Below are 18,864 nucleotides of genomic sequence, written 5' to 3' on the forward strand. Positions count from 1 at the left end.
GGACCGTGTTGACCTTTACAGTAAAAGATGATATAATAAATAAAAAAGTTTTACAGGAGGAAACATGGGACCCCTATTAATAATATCCGCACTTGTTGTCTGCTTCATCATAGGTGCGGTCATTCGCACCATACGAAACAAACAGGCGATAAGATACCGCATTCGCAGCTCCTACGGTGACAAAAACCGGGTGAAGGCGGACGTCAGGGACAGAATGGACAGTATAGCCCTGCTTTATGAGCAGGAGAAAAAGGAACTGCGCAGTGACGAACTGGTGGACGATATTACCTGGAACGACCTGGAAATGGACAATATCTTCTTCCGCGCCGACCACACCGACTGCTTCGCGGGAGAGCAGTATCTGTATTCCACACTGCATATCCTGGGCGGCAGGGACAGAGAGCCCCGTCTGAACAGAGAGGTCATCAGCTTTTTTGATGAGAACGAGGACAAGCGAAATGAGGTCAGGAAATATCTCTACAGCGTTGGAAAGCCCATAAGCGCCTATTACGCCGTGGGACTGGCTGAGGAGGCGGATAAACGCTATCTGCCCTGTAGATTTATCTATCCCGTTATGCTGGGGACGCTGCTGATCTTCGGCATACTGGCGGTTGTGTTCATGAGCCCGGTTTTCACCATGCTGTTTATCTTCAGCTACCTTGTTAATTTCGTGGCGTATCTGTTCCTCAGAGGAACTTACGAGAACAGGCTTGAGAGCCTTTTTTCAGCAGGCATGACTATAAATGCTGCTTCAAAGGTAAGCGGAATGGTGCCTCAGTTCTCAAAGTCGGTGGAGGCTCCGCTGAAAAAGCTGAAAAAGACGGCAAAGATACTGAGTCTGCTGAACATGAAGCGCTCAATGATGATGTCGGACGACCTGCTTTCCCAGCTGAGTTCGTACATTACGGGTCCCCTGATGATAAGCTTCATACTCTACAACAAGGGAGCTGCGGAGCTGGCTGACAAGAAGGAGGAGTATATGCAGGTATACCGCTATCTTGGCAGCATAGACTGCTCAATTGCCGTGGGCTCGTTCCGAAGGAGCCTGCCCCATTGCTGTGTACCCGAGCTCAGCGAGGAAAAACGCTTTGAGTTCACACAGGTATTTCACCCCATGCTGGACGATCCCGTTGCCAACGATTTCAGATTTGAGCGCAACGCCATTATCACGGGCTCCAACGCCTCGGGAAAGTCCACATTTATAAAGGCGGCAGCCATAAACCTTATCCTTGCCCAGTCCATTCTCACCTGTACTGCTGAACACGCGACGGTGCCATGCTGCGGAGTTATCACCTCCATGGCGGTCAGGGACGACCTTCTGACAGGAGAGAGCTACTATATCCGCGAGATAAAGTATCTGAAGCGCATGGTGGAGCTGGCTGACAGCGGAAGGCTCATTTTCCTTGCCATCGATGAGATACTCAAGGGCACCAACACCGTGGAGCGAATAGCCGCTTCCAAGGCTGTGCTGAAGTATTTTGACAGCAGGAACTGTATGCTCATGGTGGCGACCCATGATATAGAGCTGGCTCAGTCATTCGACGGCGTCTACAGCAACTACCACTTCTGCGAGAGCCTTGAGGACGGGGACGTGGTCTTCGATTACACTATCCATGACGGCATAAGCCGCTCCAGCAATGCCATAAGGCTGCTGAGCGTCATAGGCTTTCCCGATGAGATAATAGATGACGCCATGTCGGAAATAAAATAATATAACATATTGTGCCTGTTCCGGTCGGAGCAGGCACTTTTTTGTTGCTTACGGTTATCATTTTTATGAAAAAATACAGACAGCATTTTTGTGCTGCTGCTCATTTTCTCCGAAAAACAGGCAGGCGTATGATCTATATTATTTCAATATATACCGATAAAAAATAAACATTTGAAAATGAGCGGCAGCTGTGATAGAATGTTCTTTGTGACTGTTTAGCCCTGGAAAAATTATGTAAACAGCAATGCTGTATGTGATCGGTCATTATACATATCAAACGGACATATAACGGATCGTGCTATCGGGTCGGCACCTGTAATGTCCGCAGTCACAGCTTGGATTTTTCTATTATTCGCTGCACAGCCACAGAATTTATTCAGAAAGGTTTGATCTAATGAGTAAAAACATCAATCGCGTCATCGCTGCTGCACTCTCAACAGTGTTCGTTGGTCAGGCTCTGATCACAGGCGACGGCGGATCAATGGGTCCCCTTCATCCCGACTCCATTGCTTTTGCGGCAGATGCCGTCAAGGCAAAGAAGAACGAGAAGGAGCTGGCTGATGAGTTCAGCAGGGTGACCTCAGAGCTTGGCAATGTGGAGTATTTTGAGGCAGCAGGTCCTCAGAATAAGCTCAGGTCTGCCAAGAAGGCTCAGACAAGAGCCGCAGAGGCTAACCCTGAGGACGACATCGTGCACAGCCTGACCATCAGAGGCAACATTGCCTTGGGCGAGGTGCCGGGCGTAGGCAGAGCTGATGATCCGCCCATCTATATCCGTGTTTTCAACGGAAACTGGGAGGAGCTACGCCACAAGACCTATCATGACGGCGACAGCTACGAGATCGTCATTGAAGAGGGATATTCCGATGTTTATCACGTTAAGTTCGAGTGCGACGGCTATCTGCCCTTCTATATGAAGGACTGCGGAACGGGAACCTTCACACTGGGCTCCGGCGGTTCACATGATACCCTCACTCTTGTCCCCGGTGATACCACAAACAATCCCGACTGCGGCAACCAGTGGACAGATGACTGGCTCAACGAATACGACGCTGAGTATGTCGAGAGCTGTCTGGGTGCCATAAAGGGCGCCACCGACTTTGATCCTGTACTGGATAATGACAATGACGGTGATGTATCACAGGAGGAGCTGGATTACTGGCAGCAGATCTACATAGAAATGGGTGAGAACGATGAGGAGCAGGCGGTAGATCCCACAGCAGCTTCCTACGATCTCAACGGCGACGGTATCATCAACGATAACGACTATTACGATCTTGTCAAGTTCGCGGACAATGCTATCACATATCTCCCGGGTGCAAGAGATCTTACCGGAGACAACAACATCGACTCTGATGACTGCGATGCTTACTGGAACTTTATCTTCGGTGAAGCAGGTGCAGAGCTTCTTTACTGGTACGATCTTGACCTCAACCATGACGGCGTGGTAAACGAGGACGATCAGGAAGGCCTTGAATACTATGCAAATCTTCCCAAGCGCTCGGATAATTACTTCGAGTACATGGACAAGAACGCTGACGGTACTATCGGCACCGATGACCTTGCTTGGTTCGAGGCTGCTTATACAGGTGATAAGGGCTGGGACGGCGTTTTCAAGAAGTACCTGAGAGTTGACGGCGGAGCTTATTTCCCCTACAGCCTCAATCTTCACGATACAGACCTTGATATGAACGGCCATACTCTGGCTGTAGCCGAGTATATGTCCTTCAACACCGATATGCCTGAGTTCTGGTCAGGCGGTGTGGGCGCACGCCTTGATGTCAATGGCGGTGACCTTGTGGTGGGTCGCAATCTGGTATTCAGAACAGCTTCCCCCGACGGCTGGGACACAAAGCCCGGTCAGACACTGGATATTAACGGAGGTACTGTATTCATCGGTGAGAATTTCGACTTCGGACAGGCTCACTGCTGCGATACTATCCTCATGACCGATCCTGCCGACGAGCTTACTGTATGCGGAAACTGGATGTACATCACAGATACCGATATGGAGGGCAAGTGGACAGCAGGCAAGATACATTTCTACGGTCCTCACTGGAATGTAAACGAGGCTTCTGGCGACAAGTCCATCTACTCCTCGGGTACACACTCCATCGAGTTCCTCAATCCCAACGGTCTCCAGACCATTCTCTGGGCCAATACCGAGACCTACACCGACGACGCAGGCAACTCCTCAACAGGCAGACGCTTCAACTTCGACTACAAGGACGAGAACGGCAACAGCCTGGGAGTTATCTTCCCCTACGGCTATTCTCCCGATATGTACTGGTTCCGTCCCTGGTTCAGAACAAGCGAGGACGAGCTCACTGCATACCGCAAGGCATGGGAAGGTCCTGACGGTGTAAATGCCGCTACAGGCAACTACAAGAAGAGCTTTGACGATTACAGTCTCACCGATCCCGGTGTAGGTGCTGATTTCCAGCGTTCCTATAACTCTACTAACCCCGAGGAAGGCTCCTTCGGTACAGGCTGGGAGTTCAACTTCGATGTGAGCAGGATCGAGACAACTCCCTACAGCAGCTATCTCCAGGTAGTTCTTCCCGACGGCTCAAACACCACCTTTGAGAAGCTGGGCGCAAACAGCTTCAAGTGCCTCAATGCACACAGCAGACTTGAGGAAGTACAGGTGGGCACAAAGTTTGAGTACACTGTCATCAACGAAGCACAGAGCAGATACCACTTCAATACCGAGGGCGAACTGGACGAGATCCGCGATGCCAACGGCAACAAGATGACTATCTCTGCTATCGAGAACAACAAGAGAACTATCACCGACTCTATCGGCAGAGAGTTCTACATCTGGTACAACGGCAGCAGCGACCACAGAAGGATCACAAAGCTGGAGGATCCCTCCGCTCATAAGGAAGTAGTCTATGAGTACAACGACAAGAACCAGCTGAAGTCCGCCACCAACGTAAAGGGCGCCAAGGAGTCCTATTACTACGATGAGAACGGAAAGCTCAACAGGATCGTGAACTGTTTCAATGAGGTGACTCTTACAGTTACATACGTTGACAACGGCAGGGTTGACAATACAGTCAACGAGCACGGACTCAAGCAGGTCTATGTATATGACAGGGCAAACTGCCAGACAGGCATGGAGGAATATGACGGAAGCACTCTCCTCAAGAAGGTAACATATGATTACGATGAGGACTATGCTATCATCGCAAACCATACCTTCGTTGACGGCAAGGAGTACATCGACCGCTCTGAGTACTACAAGAACGATGAGGGCAAGAACAAGTATGACGAGCTGAAGAAGTCTACTGATGTTGCAGGCAATGTTACCGAGTATGAGTATGACTCCAACGGCAACGTTACCAAGACCATCAACCCCGACGGCACATACACCCTCACAAGATACAACGATAAGAACAATCCCCTTGTAGAGGTGGACGAGGTCAAGGACGTCACTATCTATGAGTATGACAGCGAGGGTATCAATGTCATAAAGGAGAGCAGCAGCCTTCAGCCGGTTGCAAATGCCTATGACATGATCGACAGCAGCTTCGACCTGAGCACAGTAGACCTCAGCGGCTATGCTGTGACCACTTATGATTACTATGAGTACAGCGAGGATCAGGGCGCTGCGGTAGCAGGTCTTATCAGAGCTGTAACAGACCCCGAAGGCAATGTCACAGAGAATACCTACAACTCCAATGGACTGACAGACACAACTATTACTAAGGACAGCAGCGGAAATATCCTCAGCAAGATGTCCTATACCTACAACGATTCTCTTCAGCCCTCAGAGATAAGGGAATACATCGACATCGAGAACGATGTATACACAAGAACAGCCTATGAGTATGACGAGCTCAACAACGTCACAAAGATACTCACCTACGGCACAGGTACAGAGCCTGTTATCGCTGTATTTGAGTACGATGAGCTGGGCAGAAAGACAGCAGAGTATACTCCTAAGTATGCCGAGTCAAAGGCAAAGGGCTCAACATATACCTATAACCGCGGAAACCTTCCCCTCACTATCACAGATACTCTCGGCAACGTAACACGATATGAATATGACGTTTACGGCAATGCTGTTGAGACCATCAACCCCGACGGTTCGATCAGCATAGCAGAGTATGATGCTCTCCAGAGAGAGAAGGCAACTTATTTCCGTGACGGAGCTTCCTCACCTAAGCAGATCATCACAAAGAATGAGTATGAGTATGTGGATTCAGACTTCCATATCTACACATCGCTTGACGAGAGCTATACAAGACGCTACAAGGGCCTCAAGGAGACAAGCTATGCCTACGTTACAGCAGACAAGCAGGTCATCTCGGAGACTGTACAGGACTTCAGAGGCAACACAGTTTCAGAATCCGTCAACGGCAAGGTAAAGAGGACCAGCAGCTTCTATGCAGACGGTGCTCTTGCAAGAGAGACAGACGCTCTCGGAAATACCACCAGGTATGAATACGGCTTCCTTGGCGCACTTACCAAGACCTACACTCCCTTCACAAAGGACGAGGACGGCAATATCAGATATGCCGTCAGCGAGGTAAAATACGACAAGAACGGCAATGTCATAAAGACTATCACTCCCGTGAATGAGCAGGACTCCGACACAGCACTGTACAGCATCACAGAGAACAAGTACAACGGCGCAGGAGACCTTATCGAGGTAAAGCTCGTAGATCCCCAGAGCAATACCGAGAACATCACAAGATACGAATATGACGATGCAGGTAATGTCGTAAAGAGATACACAGGTCTCTCCTCCGAGAACGACACCGATTATCTCCTTACAGAGTATGAGTACGATGAGTACCTGAGACCTCTCAGAACTACAGACAGCACTGGTTACAACTCAGGTCTGACAGAATATGACATCAACGGCAATGTAGTAAGATCTACAGACCCCAACGGCAATATCACTGTCAATACCTACGATGATCTTGACAGACTTGTAAGATCAGAGACTGTCAGCGGAACAGACGCTTCCGACTCAGTCATCACTCAGTACTCATTCGACAGAATGGGCAGAACTGTCCGCTCACAGGTGGGCGACGCTGTCACATTCTATGAATACGACAAGCTTGGACGTGTTGTCAGCGAAACAGACGGAAATGGCAACTTCAAGGGCTATTTCTACATCGGTATCTCTGATTACGTTTCAAGAGCCATAACAGGTCAGAGAAATCTCCTTCTCTACTCGGATGTAAATTATACATACGACGATGAGATGAGAGTTTCCGACATTGCGGAATCAGGAAGCAATATCGTTTCCTATGAGTATGACGCAAACGGAAACAGAAGCAGGGAGATCCTTGCAAACGGCATAACTACAGACTACGCATATAACTGCGTAAACGCTGTTGCCAGCATCAGTAGCTTCAACGGCGAGAATGAGATCGCTTCGTCAACATATAAATATTATCTTGACGGCTCAGACTCTTGCAAAACAGTATCAGAAAATGGTATAATAGAAAAGACCTCCTATGTCTATAACGGTTTCGGTCAGATCACAGAGGAGAAGATCGAGAACGGCTCACTGACTGACAAGTACAATTATACCTATGATGATTTCGGCAACCGTATCAGAATGACTGCAACGGGCTCTGAGAGCTTCACAACAGTTTATAACTATAAGGACGCCGACAACAAGTACACCGCACTTCTCCAGAGCGAGACCAAGACCGGTGTCAACGAGGAGACAGATACCGAGGAGACTGCTATTACCGCCTATACCTACGATAACAACGGTAATCAGCTCTCAAAGATCTCAAACGAAAAGACTGAGAACTTCACATACGACGTGCTCGATCAGCTCATCGGCTACACCAACGGCGAGGACACCGCAAGCTATACCTACAACGCAGACGGACTCAGATCCACAAAGACTGTAAACGGTGAGACCACCGAACACGTATGGGACGGCAACCAGCAGATCATCGCCGATGTCAGCGCAAGCGGCCCCTATTCCGCAAAGTGCTACTTCTTCGGAGCAGGTATTACCGCAAGCTACAGCTTTGTCGGCGGAAGCAGGACAGAATACAGCTACTACCGCAAGAATGCTCACGGCGATGTCGTAAGCATCTCGGACCAGTCAGCTGCAAATGTAAAGACCTACAGATACGATGCTTTCGGTGTTGAGAAGAACATCGACGAGAGCGATACAAATGCGTTCAGATACTGCGGTGAGTATTTCGATACCGAGTCGGATACCATCTACCTCAGAGCAAGATACTATTCGCCCGATAACGGAAGATTTATCACCCGCGACAGCGTAAGCGGCAGCGCAGGCGATCCTCTCAGCCTTAATCTCTACACATACTGCCATAACAACCCCGTTCTTAACTTCGACCCCAGCGGACACTCTATCAAGAGTTTCTTCAAGTCTGCTGCAAAGAAGGTATCAAAGACTGTCTCAAAGGCAGGAAGCGCTATCAAGCAGTGGGGCAAGGACAGAGTCGATGACTGGAAGACAGGTATGGGCGTCCTCAAGGACAGCGGTCCTGCCGGTCAGGTATTCGCAAGCTATTGTCAGGGCGTCGTAGATACTCTCGGCTCACAGATAAGTGCTATAAGACATCCTGTTCAGACAGCTAAATCGGTCATAAGCGGAGTCAAGTCCTTCGTAAACGACCCCGTCGGCAGTATCAAGAGCATGGCGGTGGAGAAGTACAATTCCGCTTGCAGCATCATCAAGGATATACATAACGGAAACTGGCAGAGCCTGGCGAATAAGGCGGCATACGCCCTCGGCGGAGCTTCTGTCGGCATAGCAGAAGGCGCTATCGGTAAGGCTGCAATGGCAAAGGCTCCTGCGGCACTGAGCAAGGCAAAGTGTGCTATTACAGGCAAGGGCTGCTTCGTTGCAGGTACTATCGTAGCTACTATCTACGGCGGCAAGGCTATCGAGACCATTCAGGCAGGAGACAAGGTACTTGCTTCCGATCCCGAAACAGGAGAGACAGCATATAAGGAGGTCCTTAAGACATATATCTATGTCAAGGATACCCTTGTAAATGTAACAGTCAACGGCGAGACTATCGAAACAACCAAGGAGCACCCATTCTGGGTAGAGGGACAGGGCTGGACAAAGGCTAAGTTCCTTGAAGCAGGAGATATGCTCCGCGACGCAGACGGAAATGCCGTAGTTATCGAGAGCGTTGATATAGTTCCGCTCCCCGCAGATCAGTATACTCTCGTATACAACCTTGAAGTAGCTGACTTCCATACATATTATGTATCGGATATGGATATTCTGGTGCATAATACATGCGAAGAACTTGTAAGATATTGCAGTAATGCAGAAGTTGATGCTATGAAGGCAGTTCAAGGAAAACTGGTTCCGGGTAAGAACGGAAGCAGAGGTGCCAAGTGGATTGCAGACAGTAATAGTGATTATGCTAAAAAACTTGCTAAAAGTTGGGGCAAAAAGGGCCACGAATGCAAAGTTACTATTAAGGTGAAAAAAGGAACGACCCAATGGCTTAAAGATAACGGTGTTTTATTTGATGTGATCGGAGATGAAAAGAGCGTAGCTAAAGGGGTTATATTTAAATCAACTGAACCCGGAGCAATGGGTATCGGAGCTGATCTGCTTGAAGAATTTAACAAGAGGATCACAGGAATGAGTTACGCAACAAAAAAACGCTAAAATGAGAACAATGGAGATAGCGATATAATATGAAAAAGACAGAGCTTTTAAATGAAATAATACGTTTCAATGACAGTGCTTGCAATTGCAGGGTGATCCCAGAGGGAAAACGCGTTACTCCGAAATACAAAAGGGAGAGCACACTTGACACCGGGAATGTGGATCGGGCTTTTTCAGAGCTTGGATTCAGACATATCAGAGTCAGAAAGTATAGCGACGAGGATACTGTATGGTATATGCTGGGAACAGAAAAAATGAAACTGGATGATCTTATATATGATATTGCATGTAGGTTTGAAGATCACAGTTCTGTCAGGAAAAAGCTCTGTTCTGCGCTCGGAAGATACACAGAAGCTGAGGTAAGCTCTTTCCTTGATGTAACTTATGCGATCGTCTATGAGCTGGAGGTCTTTAGTGTAAAGGCAGAAGACATATTCGGCATGACTGACGAGCAGAAAGCTATGTTCGGAACCGGGCGTATCAATCAGTTCAATAGCCTTTTGATCTCATATCTTCTCAGTGAAATACATTCAAATAAAACAGGCAGCAAAGTTCATGACGATAAGTTTTTGTCCGATATATATGACTATTCTTTCAGTATGTTTGGTATGGCTGACCCTTTTGATATGATAGGATTCGGCAAAAGGACAGCTAACGGCAGAACCGTTTTCGGTCTTAAGCTGAAAGAGAAGGATATTACTCTGGCGGATTTCCTTGAAGATCTGAGCAGCTGCGGAGCAGTTGATATACTGTATAAAAAGAGCTATGGAAGTGATAAAAGCTATCTTGCTGAAAGTCTTGAATGTGCATACTATATCGCACTCGGACTTGAAGCAGACATATAAAATAAAAATGATCTCGGGTCGGGCGTCTGCCCGACCTTTTTCTTTGCAATTTGCGACGATATGTGGTAAAATAGTATAGGCATGAACTCCACGCAGATCAGTATACTCTCGTATACAACCTTGAAGTAGCTGACTTCCATACATATTATGTATCGGATGTGGATATTCTGGCGCATAATGTGTGTGATGTTGCCAAAATGGGCAAGGGCTTGACTAATGAGCAAATTGTTCAAAAGGCTGCCAGTCTTGCTGAAAAGAAGATCGGTGGCAAGGGTAGAATTGCAGGTACACGAAAGCATACATATGCTGAGAAACTGATAAAGAAGTACCAGAAGGTTTATGGCGACAGGGGATTAAAGCTTGAAAGTACATGGAAAGACCATATTCTTCAGAATACGCGCCGTGTCAAGGGTGCAACAAGAATAGATGTATGGGATAGCGTTAATAATATCGCATATGATTTTAAATTTACTATCAATCCTGGAAATGGATTGAAACAGTCCCAAATCGATAAGATATTGAAGCATGGACCTGCTGGATTAAAAGCAGTAAAGGAGATAAATCCATAATGAGAAAATCACTGACATCATCATTAAAAAAACAGATCACTCAAAAATGGAATGAACAATTCCCGGGTCTGGGAGTGTATAAACCAATGTGGCTTTTGAATATATGTGGGCCATTGGCCGTTGGAATAGCATTGCTTGTAAAGTCGGATAAGACGGTTTATGAGCCGGTATTCCATATACATAACCTATGCAAGGATTCAGAGGTGATATCATTAAATGTACCAATCGATGCTCTATACATTTATGCTGATGATACAAGAAATGAGTATCTGGAAGTATCCAGAAAATTTAAAGAAAATATATATATTCCGATCAATGGTGATGTTAGTCTGACAGCTCTTATGGAAAATCTGAAAAAATATTTTGACATAACATGCTTTAAGGCGAATTTACTGCAAATAATGGTTTATCTTGCTGTATGGTCCGGGAAAGAAGAAATATATGATGATGTAAAACATTTCGTTGAAAATAAACTTAATGATTGTCCCGAAATGTTTGGTACTGAGATCGTAAGAAAAGAGTTTATAGAGACTCTGCCAAAGAGCATTGACGAGTGTGAAAAAATGAGGGCCATAGTCAGGGAGCAGGAAGAAAAATTAAAGCTTACAAAGCTCCCTCACAGAGAAATGATCATCTGAGATCAGGGTCGGGCGTCTGCCCGACCTTTTTCTTTGCAATTTGCGACGATATGTGGTAAAATAATGTAGTAAAAACGTCGTCCGTAAATCAAAAGGATACATTATTATGATCATCCCGACTGATGGTCTGTGTTATTTCACATGGAGCTGTTGATTAAAAAATAGTTTTTCAGTTTTGCTGTGGAAAAAACTGCACGAACAGGAGAAAAAATGAAACTGCCATATTCAACTAAAAAATGGGAAAAAGAACTTAAAGCTGCACAGGCTTACGACGGGATAATATCAACGCTGAACAATATCACGATGCTCGGAAACGCCTATGATGACAGAGAAAAAGGCAGACTTCCCGCCGTTGAGGACGAAGCGACACTGCTTTTTCTTATGGGAAATGAGTACCGTCAGCTTGCTGATTATGAGTATCTGATGAATAATGACAGCAGAAAAAGCCTGGCTTATCTTATAAAGTACATCGAGCTTGGCATTAAGGCATATTCTCTGTATCAGCAGGGAGAAATGATAAAAAACAATGCCGTAAAAAACAGCCTATCCCATGAGGAGTTCCTTAACGAACTTGCTTTCACGGCGGTTGCCGCGGGAAAATACGAGACGGTCTCGGGGTTCATGAAGGGCACTGTCATAGACGCGCTGTATAATGGCTGTCTTGACGAAGCAAGAGACAGGGTCTCGGCATACACCTGTCCAACGGACGAAGGCAGGGAGGTATATTACAGGGATATGTGCTTTCTGAAAAATGCGGTAATTGCGCTGACTGACAGGGATACAGAGACTTTTTCCCATGAGCTTGAGTCCAGGATAAGAAAGTACAGAAAAAATATGGTCGGGTACTCTACTATTATAGACACCGTATCAGCGGCGCTTATAAAGCTTGCTGAGAAAGCGGGAGTCAAAGTGCATATAGATGTCATAGAGATACCCGCACTGCTTATGACGGTGTGATATTCATAGCACTGCTAAGGAAGGGTGGACGATGAGAAGGATAGCAGGAAATATAGGCTGCTTCAGGCTCCCGGACGCCGACAACGTATCAGACGAGGAGCTTTGCCCCTGTCCCTGCTGCGGAAACAGGACTCTGCCCGAGAGGGGACAGTACTTTATCTGCCCGGCCTGTGACTGGGAGGACGACGGCCCTGACAGTGACCATTTCAGCTACTGCAACGGCATGACGCTTGGAAAGGCGCAGGAAAACTTCAGAAGCAAGGGCAGTATATACTGAAAGACTGCCATAAATAAAAGCCGGCCTCAAAAGGCGACACTCGTACAGAAGTTTTACGGGTGATATTGAGGGAAACCCTTTTGAAAAAATGGTTCTCCCTCAAACTCCCTTCCTAAAACTTTTAGCATTAAATTTAGCCCCAGAAGGGCGCTCCTGGTAATATTACCGATTATTACATTTATATGGAACGCCCTTCTGGGGCTAAATTCAGTTATAAAGTCTTTGGAAAAGGGGTTCGGGGTGACTCCCCGCAGTGCGGGGAGATGTCACGCAGTGACAGAGGGGCGCGCCTCCGTCAGAGGAGAACCTTTCCTCAGAAAGGTTCTTTCCCCGATAATTACCTATAAACTTCTATATAAGCACCGTCCTTATGAGGTCGGCTTTTTGTGCTGTATATCAGTTTATTTCATGGCTTCTTGTCCATCCGTCAAAATAAGCCTGTTTGCACGCATCTTCGTAGGACAGATATTTGTCCTTAGGATGCAGAGTAGCAAATATCTGTTCTTTCCAGTCGTCGAGGAAGTAAACTCTGTTGCCTACGGTATTCAAGCCCTGATAGAGCTTGATATAGGAAACCGTGTCATCGCCAAGCTTTTCGAGTCTTTCATCTACGGCTTCCTGCTCGGCAGTATTGCCGTCAATGCCTAAGTACTTGTAAACAAAGAGCCTGGAACGGTCTGTGGGATCCATAACAAAGTAGTATCTGTTATCCTCGCCCATGGTAATGAACTGCTTGTTCTTTGAAGCCTCATAGAACCTGAATGAAGGCTCGGAATAGATATTGGAATCATATCTGCCGTTGTCGCTGTTGATGCTTTCAAAGGTCATGCGGCTGAGAGTGCTGAGCTTTGATTCTGTGAATTTTATGTTGTTATCTTTTTCAAGTTCTTCGTTGTAATCATTGCAGAAAGATGTGAGATCGCTCATTGACCACTGACCGTCAATGTATACAACGTTGAAGGAGTGTTCTGCAGCGCCTACACGGTAGTTCTTTACGCCCAGCATATCGAGAAGGAGTGAGTATACAGCTGCAATTCCTCCGCAGGTGGTTCTGCCTGTGGTGAGACCGGCAAGCTCGGAGTAGATGTTGTTGCGGCTGTAATCAAGTGTATGATATGGCTTATCGGGATAGATGGAAAAATCGCTGTCGCCGCAGTAAGCTGTGTAAGTGATATTTCTTACAACCTCCTTTGCTGCTGCAAGCTGCTTTTCGCGGTCATTGGAGTTGACGGTAACATTGTAATTTCTTTCGATGTCCTCCATGACCCTGTCAAGCTGAGCCTGATTTTCCTTAGCCATAAACTTTGTGCAGTTGAATGCGCATACATACTTTCTGATAAGATCCTGGTCGCAGGTATCGAGCTGAGCAAACTCCTTGCTGTTTACTGTTTCAAGATTATCACAGTTTGCGAAGGCGTCCTTGCCGATAAACTTTACGGTGGCGGGGAGGATAAGACCTTTTATGAGCAGGGGATAGCCTTCTCTGCCGCGGGCTGCAAAGCCGTAGTTTACACCGGTAGTTCCGGGAACGAATGCCAGAGAGCCGTTAAAGAGAGTCTGGGTAAGATTGGGCTTGAACGCAAAGATTTTTGGCGACTTTGTATCGCTGTCCTTATAGTAGGTTACACCTGTGTTGTCAAATCGGTTCGCGCTTGTATCGAAGGCAGTTCCTTTGAAGGCGTCAGGCTCCAATGAGAGGTTCTGAGGGAAGTATACCGATGTCAGCTTATCGCAGCCGTTGAATGCGTTATTATCGACGTACAGGCAAGCGCTTGCCTTGACAACGTTTGTGGGGTTCATGGGCTTGCCGTAGCGATCGATCCAGTTGGGCTGACGATAATCGTTGAGGTAAACTGTATCCAGATCTGTGCAGGAGCTGAATGCGTTGCTGTTGATCGTAAAAACGGGCTTGATGATGCCGTTATCTGCGTCATAGAAAGAAGCGGGAACAACAACTTCTTTGGCGCTTCTGACTTTATATTTCACGATATTGAATGAAGCTTCGCCAACTGCGCTTTCAATATCGTAGTCCTTTGTGAGGGCATTGAGATAGATGGCGTAGTCCTCGGGGGAGAGGAAGCCGTCATGGTTGATGTCCAGAGCTGATGGTGTCAGTCCTGCATCCTCAGCGCCCTCGGATAGCATTACTTCGGAGCAGGAGAGCTTCCTGTTAGGGTAATCAGCCTTTGCGTACATACCAACTATCTCATCTTCCATGATAAGGTAGTCGTAGTAATCCTTCTCGCCATCCTTGGTGTAGGTGTTTCTGCCGCCGAAATCATAGGAGTCGGAATCCCTGTCGAAATAAGTGCTCCTGATGATGTTCTTGTCTATCTTATATGATTTTGCGGAAGCAGAGTCAGCAGCAAGGCTCTGAACTGGGACTGCGGCTGCTGCAGCTGAGAGAGCTGAAACGGCAGCAGTGATGAGGGCCAGTGTTCTGTTGCTTTTTTTCATTGTGTTTTTTTCCTCCATTGTAGTGTTTTTAATTGTTATTTTTTTAACTGTATACAGTGTGGTGATAAAAGCTGCGGAACGAAGGGTGCTCGCAGGATAGTTATCATTTTAACAATTTGTTGCCTATAAACAAATGGAATGTACAATCCACGTATATTATACACCAAAATGAAATTAAATCAAGTCTATTAAGCGAATAATTAATACAAATCTGCTGATTAAATAATAATAATCTGACCGGACGGGGAATAATTATCACAATTTGCTAAATCACATTTTATAAATAAATTTTATTTAACTATATAAAGCCGTACAGACTGTCAGCAGTTTCTACTGATACTATCGTGCCATCCGCCCATTCTGTCACACTTATCTGCGGATTTTTATATTAATACATCAGAATGGAGCATTAATGCGGCATCACAGCGTTTTTACGCCCCGGGCAGGGAGCGCTCCTCTGCCTCTTTAACGGCAGCTTTTTCCAATATTGGCTTTTTTTCAGCGCGTCTTGATATTTGCGTTATTTTGTGCTATAATAGGTGAGCTGAAAAAATCATTTAGGAGCATATCATGGAAACGCTTAGAAATATCAAAATAGGGGAAACTGTCAGAGTGGAAAGCGTCGGCGGTGAAGGCGCCCTCAGGCAGCATTTCCTCGACATGGGTCTCATTCCCGGAGCTGAGGTCACTCTTGTGAAGTACGCGCCTATGGGAGACCCTATGGAGCTGAGGCTCCACGGCTACGAGCTGACCCTGAGACTTGCGGACGCCGAGCAGATCGGAGTCTGTCCCGTCGCCTCTAAGAAAGAGGCAGCGAAAAAGGAGCACAGACACAAAAAGTCCGAGCACCCCGGTCTCGGAGAGGGAGGACGCTTTCACGCCAAGGATGACGGAGTTCCCCTGGAGAAGGGCACCGTCATGAGGTTTGCTCTGGTGGGCAACCAGAACAGCGGAAAGACCACTCTTTTCAACAGGCTTACGGGTTCAAAGCAGCACGTCGGCAACTTCCCGGGAGTTACCGTTGACCGCAAGGACGGCGCCATAAAGGGATACCCCGATACCCTTATCACCGATCTGCCGGGCATTTACTCAATGTCCCCCTACAGCAGCGAGGAGATAGTCTCTCGTAATTTCGTACTCAACGAGAAGCCTCACGCTATCATCAACATCGTCGATGTCACCAATATCGAGAGAAACCTCTACCTGACCATGCAGCTTCTGGAGATGAATATCCCCATGGTAGTTGCGCTGAATATGATGGACGAGCTCACCTCCAACGGCGGTACTATCGACATAAATCAGATGGAAAGACGCCTGGGAGTACCCGTTGTTCCCATTTCCGCTGCCAAGAACAAGGGCATCGAGGAACTGGTGGAGCACGCAATACATATCGCCTATTATCAGGAGCGTCCCCTCCGTTATGATTTCTGCGCCAAGAACGAGAACGGGGGAGCGGTACACCGCTGTCTTCACGGTATATCCCACCTAATAGAGGATCACGCCGAGAGCGTGGATATGCCTATCAGGTTCGTGACAAGCAAGGTCATCGAGAACGACAAGCTGGTCATCGACAAGCTGGGGCTGGATCAGAACGAGCTTGAGACCGTTGAGCATATCGTGTCTCAGATGGAGAAGGAGCGCGGACTGGACAGAAGCTCCGCCATTGCGGATATGAGATTCAGCTTCATTCACAGGCTCTGCGACGATACGGTGAAAAAGCCTGCGGAGAGCCGCGAGCATATCCGAAGCCGCCGCATAGACAGGTTCCTGACGGGAAAATACACCGCTATCCCTGCCTTTATCCTCATTATGGGACTGGTATTCTTCCTGACCTTCAACGTCATCGGCGCCTTTTTACAGGGACTTTTCGAGACAGGCGTAGACAAGCTTACAGAGCTCACCGACAAGGCGCTTACCAATGCCCATGTGAACTCGGTTATACATGACCTTGTCATCGACGGAATATTCACAGGCGTGGGAAGCGTTCTCAGTTTCCTGCCCATAATCGTCACCCTGTTCTTCTTCCTTTCACTGCTGGAGGACAGCGGCTACATCGCCCGAGTTGCCTTTTTCATGGACAAGATACTCCGTAAGGTAGGACTTTCGGGACGAAGCATAGTTCCGCTGCTCATCGGCTTCGGCTGCTCAGTGCCTGCTGTCATGTCCACAAGGACCCTCCCCAGTGAGAGAGACCGTAAAATGACCATACTTCTGACTCCGTTTATGAGCTGTACCGCGAAGCTGCCTATCTACGCATTCTTCGTGAACGCATTCTTCCCCAAGCGGGGCGGACTCATCATGATAGGACTTTATCTTCTCGGCATAGTTTCCGGCATAATCGCCGCCTACATCTTCAAGGGAACTCTTTTCCGCGGTGAAGCAGTGCCTTTTGTAATGGAGCTCCCCAACTACCGTCTGCCCTCGGCAGGCAACGTGCTTCAGCTCCTGTGGGAGAAGGCAAAGGACTTCCTCCAGAGAGCATTCTCCGTTATCCTCATAGCTACTATTGCAGTCTGGTTCCTCCAGAGCTTCGACCTGAAGCTGAATATGGTGGAGGACGCAGGGGACAGCATACTCGCAAAGATAGCAGGTATTTTCGCTCCCATAATGAAGCCTGTGGGACTGGGCGACTGGCGCATACTTGTGGCTCTCATCAGCGGCTTCATGGCAAAGGAAAGCGTGGTCTCCACACTGAAGATACTCTATTCGGGAGACGTCACCTCGGCAATGTCCTCCCTGACCGCAGCCTGCCTGCTGGTGTTCTCTCTGCTCTACACTCCCTGTGTGGCAGCCATCGCCGCTGTAAAGCGTGAGCTGGGCAAAAAATGGGCTCTGGCAGAGGTGGTATGGCAGTGCGCTGTGGCATGGCTCGCCACACTTGTTATACGTGCGGTACTGCTGCTGATAGGAGTTGGCTGATGAATATTGCGGATATAGTGATACTGGCGGTGATAGGGCTTGCAGTTGCCCTTGCTGTCAGGTACATAGTGAAAAGCTCAAAGAATGGCGGCTGCTGCGGAGACTGCGGAAGCTGCGGCGGATGCAGCAGACATCAGCAGTGAGCCCCATCAGAATAAACGAAAAAACAGCCCCCGGGCAGACATCTTGCTGCTCAGGGGCTGTTTATTTTTGTGTGCATATTTACAGGAACTCCACCCTGCCGCTGTCAAGGCGGTAGATAGCGCCGAGTACCTGCAAGCCGTACTCCTTCTCATCACGCTGTATCTGAAGGCTGCGCTCGATTATCTCACAGCTGTGCTTTACGTTGAGACAGCAGGCGCGGAACTCGTTTTTCTCATCGCCTATAGCCTTTATTATCTCGTCGGTGATGAACTTGATATAGCCCTCGGGCTCATGGTTCATGGCTGCATCAACGGCTCCGCAGTGGTCATGGCCGAGAACCACGATAAGACCCGTTCCCAGGTGCTCTGCGGCGTATTCGATACTGCCCAGCTGGTGTGAGTCCATAACATTGCCTGCTACTCTTATTACAAAGAGGTCGCCTATTCCTGCGGAGAATATCATCTCGGGCACCACCCTCGAATCCGAGCAGGTGATGATGATAGCGTAGGGCTTCTGACCGCTCTTGCTGAACCGCTGTAAGGTCTCGGGAGAAACATCACAGCTAAGGGTACGTGACTGTATATATTTTTCATTGCCGCTGATGAGACGCCTTTTAGCCTCGTCGGCGGTTATTCTGTATGACTGCATGACAAACACCTCCACACCCATTTTATCACGTTTTATGGTATAAAGCAAGGCAGAAAGGCG

11 protein-coding genes are annotated in these 18,864 nt (G+C 47.7%); 9 read left to right on the forward strand and 2 right to left on the reverse strand.

Annotated features, from left to right (window positions below; all coding sequences use genetic code 11):
- The first annotated feature begins 64 nt into the window (after positions 1-64).
- The 7 genes from T488_RS0111805 to T488_RS17835 all read left to right on the forward strand — a co-directional run bounded on the left by T488_RS0111805 (position 65) and on the right by T488_RS17835 (position 12,636).
- Positions 65-1,711: a MutS-related protein gene (locus tag T488_RS0111805; RefSeq protein ID WP_028520977.1), complete on the forward strand. Its 1,647-nt coding sequence runs from the start codon at positions 65-67 to the stop codon at positions 1,709-1,711.
- Positions 1,712-2,105: 394 nt separating this feature from the next.
- Positions 2,106-9,350, forward strand: coding sequence for a polymorphic toxin-type HINT domain-containing protein (locus T488_RS0111810; protein WP_028520978.1), 7,245 nt, complete (start codon positions 2,106-2,108; stop codon positions 9,348-9,350).
- 29 nt (positions 9,351-9,379) lie between these two features.
- Positions 9,380-10,195 carry a hypothetical protein gene (locus T488_RS0111815; protein WP_028520979.1) on the forward strand — a complete coding sequence of 272 codons (816 nt, stop codon included), beginning with the start codon at positions 9,380-9,382 and terminating at the stop codon, positions 10,193-10,195.
- A gap of 158 nt (positions 10,196-10,353) precedes the next feature.
- Entirely contained in the window at positions 10,354-10,764 is a 411-nt protein-coding gene (locus T488_RS17830; protein WP_196243319.1) for a hypothetical protein, read from the forward strand.
- On the forward strand, positions 10,764-11,402 hold the full coding sequence (locus T488_RS0111825; RefSeq protein ID WP_028520980.1) for a hypothetical protein: 639 nt from the start codon (positions 10,764-10,766) through the stop codon (positions 11,400-11,402). The genes T488_RS17830 and T488_RS0111825 overlap by 1 nt, the downstream gene beginning before the upstream one ends.
- Positions 11,403-11,612: 210 nt before the next feature.
- Positions 11,613-12,359 carry a hypothetical protein gene (locus tag T488_RS0111830; RefSeq protein ID WP_028520981.1) on the forward strand — a complete coding sequence of 249 codons (747 nt, stop codon included), beginning with the start codon at positions 11,613-11,615 and terminating at the stop codon, positions 12,357-12,359.
- Positions 12,360-12,390: 31 nt separating this feature from the next.
- Entirely contained in the window at positions 12,391-12,636 is a 246-nt protein-coding gene (locus tag T488_RS17835) for a CPCC family cysteine-rich protein (protein WP_051536445.1), read from the forward strand.
- A gap of 396 nt (positions 12,637-13,032) precedes the next feature.
- Here the strand turns inward: T488_RS17835 and T488_RS0111840 are convergent, their stop codons facing one another.
- A complete protein-coding gene (locus T488_RS0111840; RefSeq protein ID WP_028520982.1) occupies positions 13,033-15,093 on the reverse strand; it encodes a leucine-rich repeat protein in 2,061 nt (686 codons plus the stop codon).
- 570 nt (positions 15,094-15,663) lie between these two features.
- Here T488_RS0111840 and feoB point away from each other — a divergent pair.
- Positions 15,664-18,012, forward strand: coding sequence for a ferrous iron transport protein B (gene feoB, locus T488_RS0111845; protein ID WP_028520983.1), 2,349 nt, complete (start codon positions 15,664-15,666; stop codon positions 18,010-18,012).
- Positions 18,012-18,155 (forward strand): FeoB-associated Cys-rich membrane protein, encoded by a 144-nt coding sequence (locus T488_RS19635; protein ID WP_155267212.1) that lies wholly within the window; start codon positions 18,012-18,014, stop codon positions 18,153-18,155. Before feoB ends, T488_RS19635 begins: the two co-directional genes overlap by 1 nt.
- Positions 18,156-18,234: 79 nt before the next feature.
- Here T488_RS19635 and T488_RS0111855 read toward each other — a convergent pair whose 3' ends face one another.
- Positions 18,235-18,804 carry a carbonic anhydrase gene (locus tag T488_RS0111855; RefSeq protein ID WP_037298002.1) on the reverse strand — a complete coding sequence of 190 codons (570 nt, stop codon included), beginning with the start codon at positions 18,802-18,804 and terminating at the stop codon, positions 18,235-18,237.
- Positions 18,805-18,864 lie beyond the last annotated feature (60 nt).

Source organism: Ruminococcus flavefaciens ND2009, from assembly GCF_000621785.1.
Lineage (GTDB): Bacteria > Bacillota > Clostridia > Oscillospirales > Ruminococcaceae > Ruminococcus > Ruminococcus flavefaciens_C.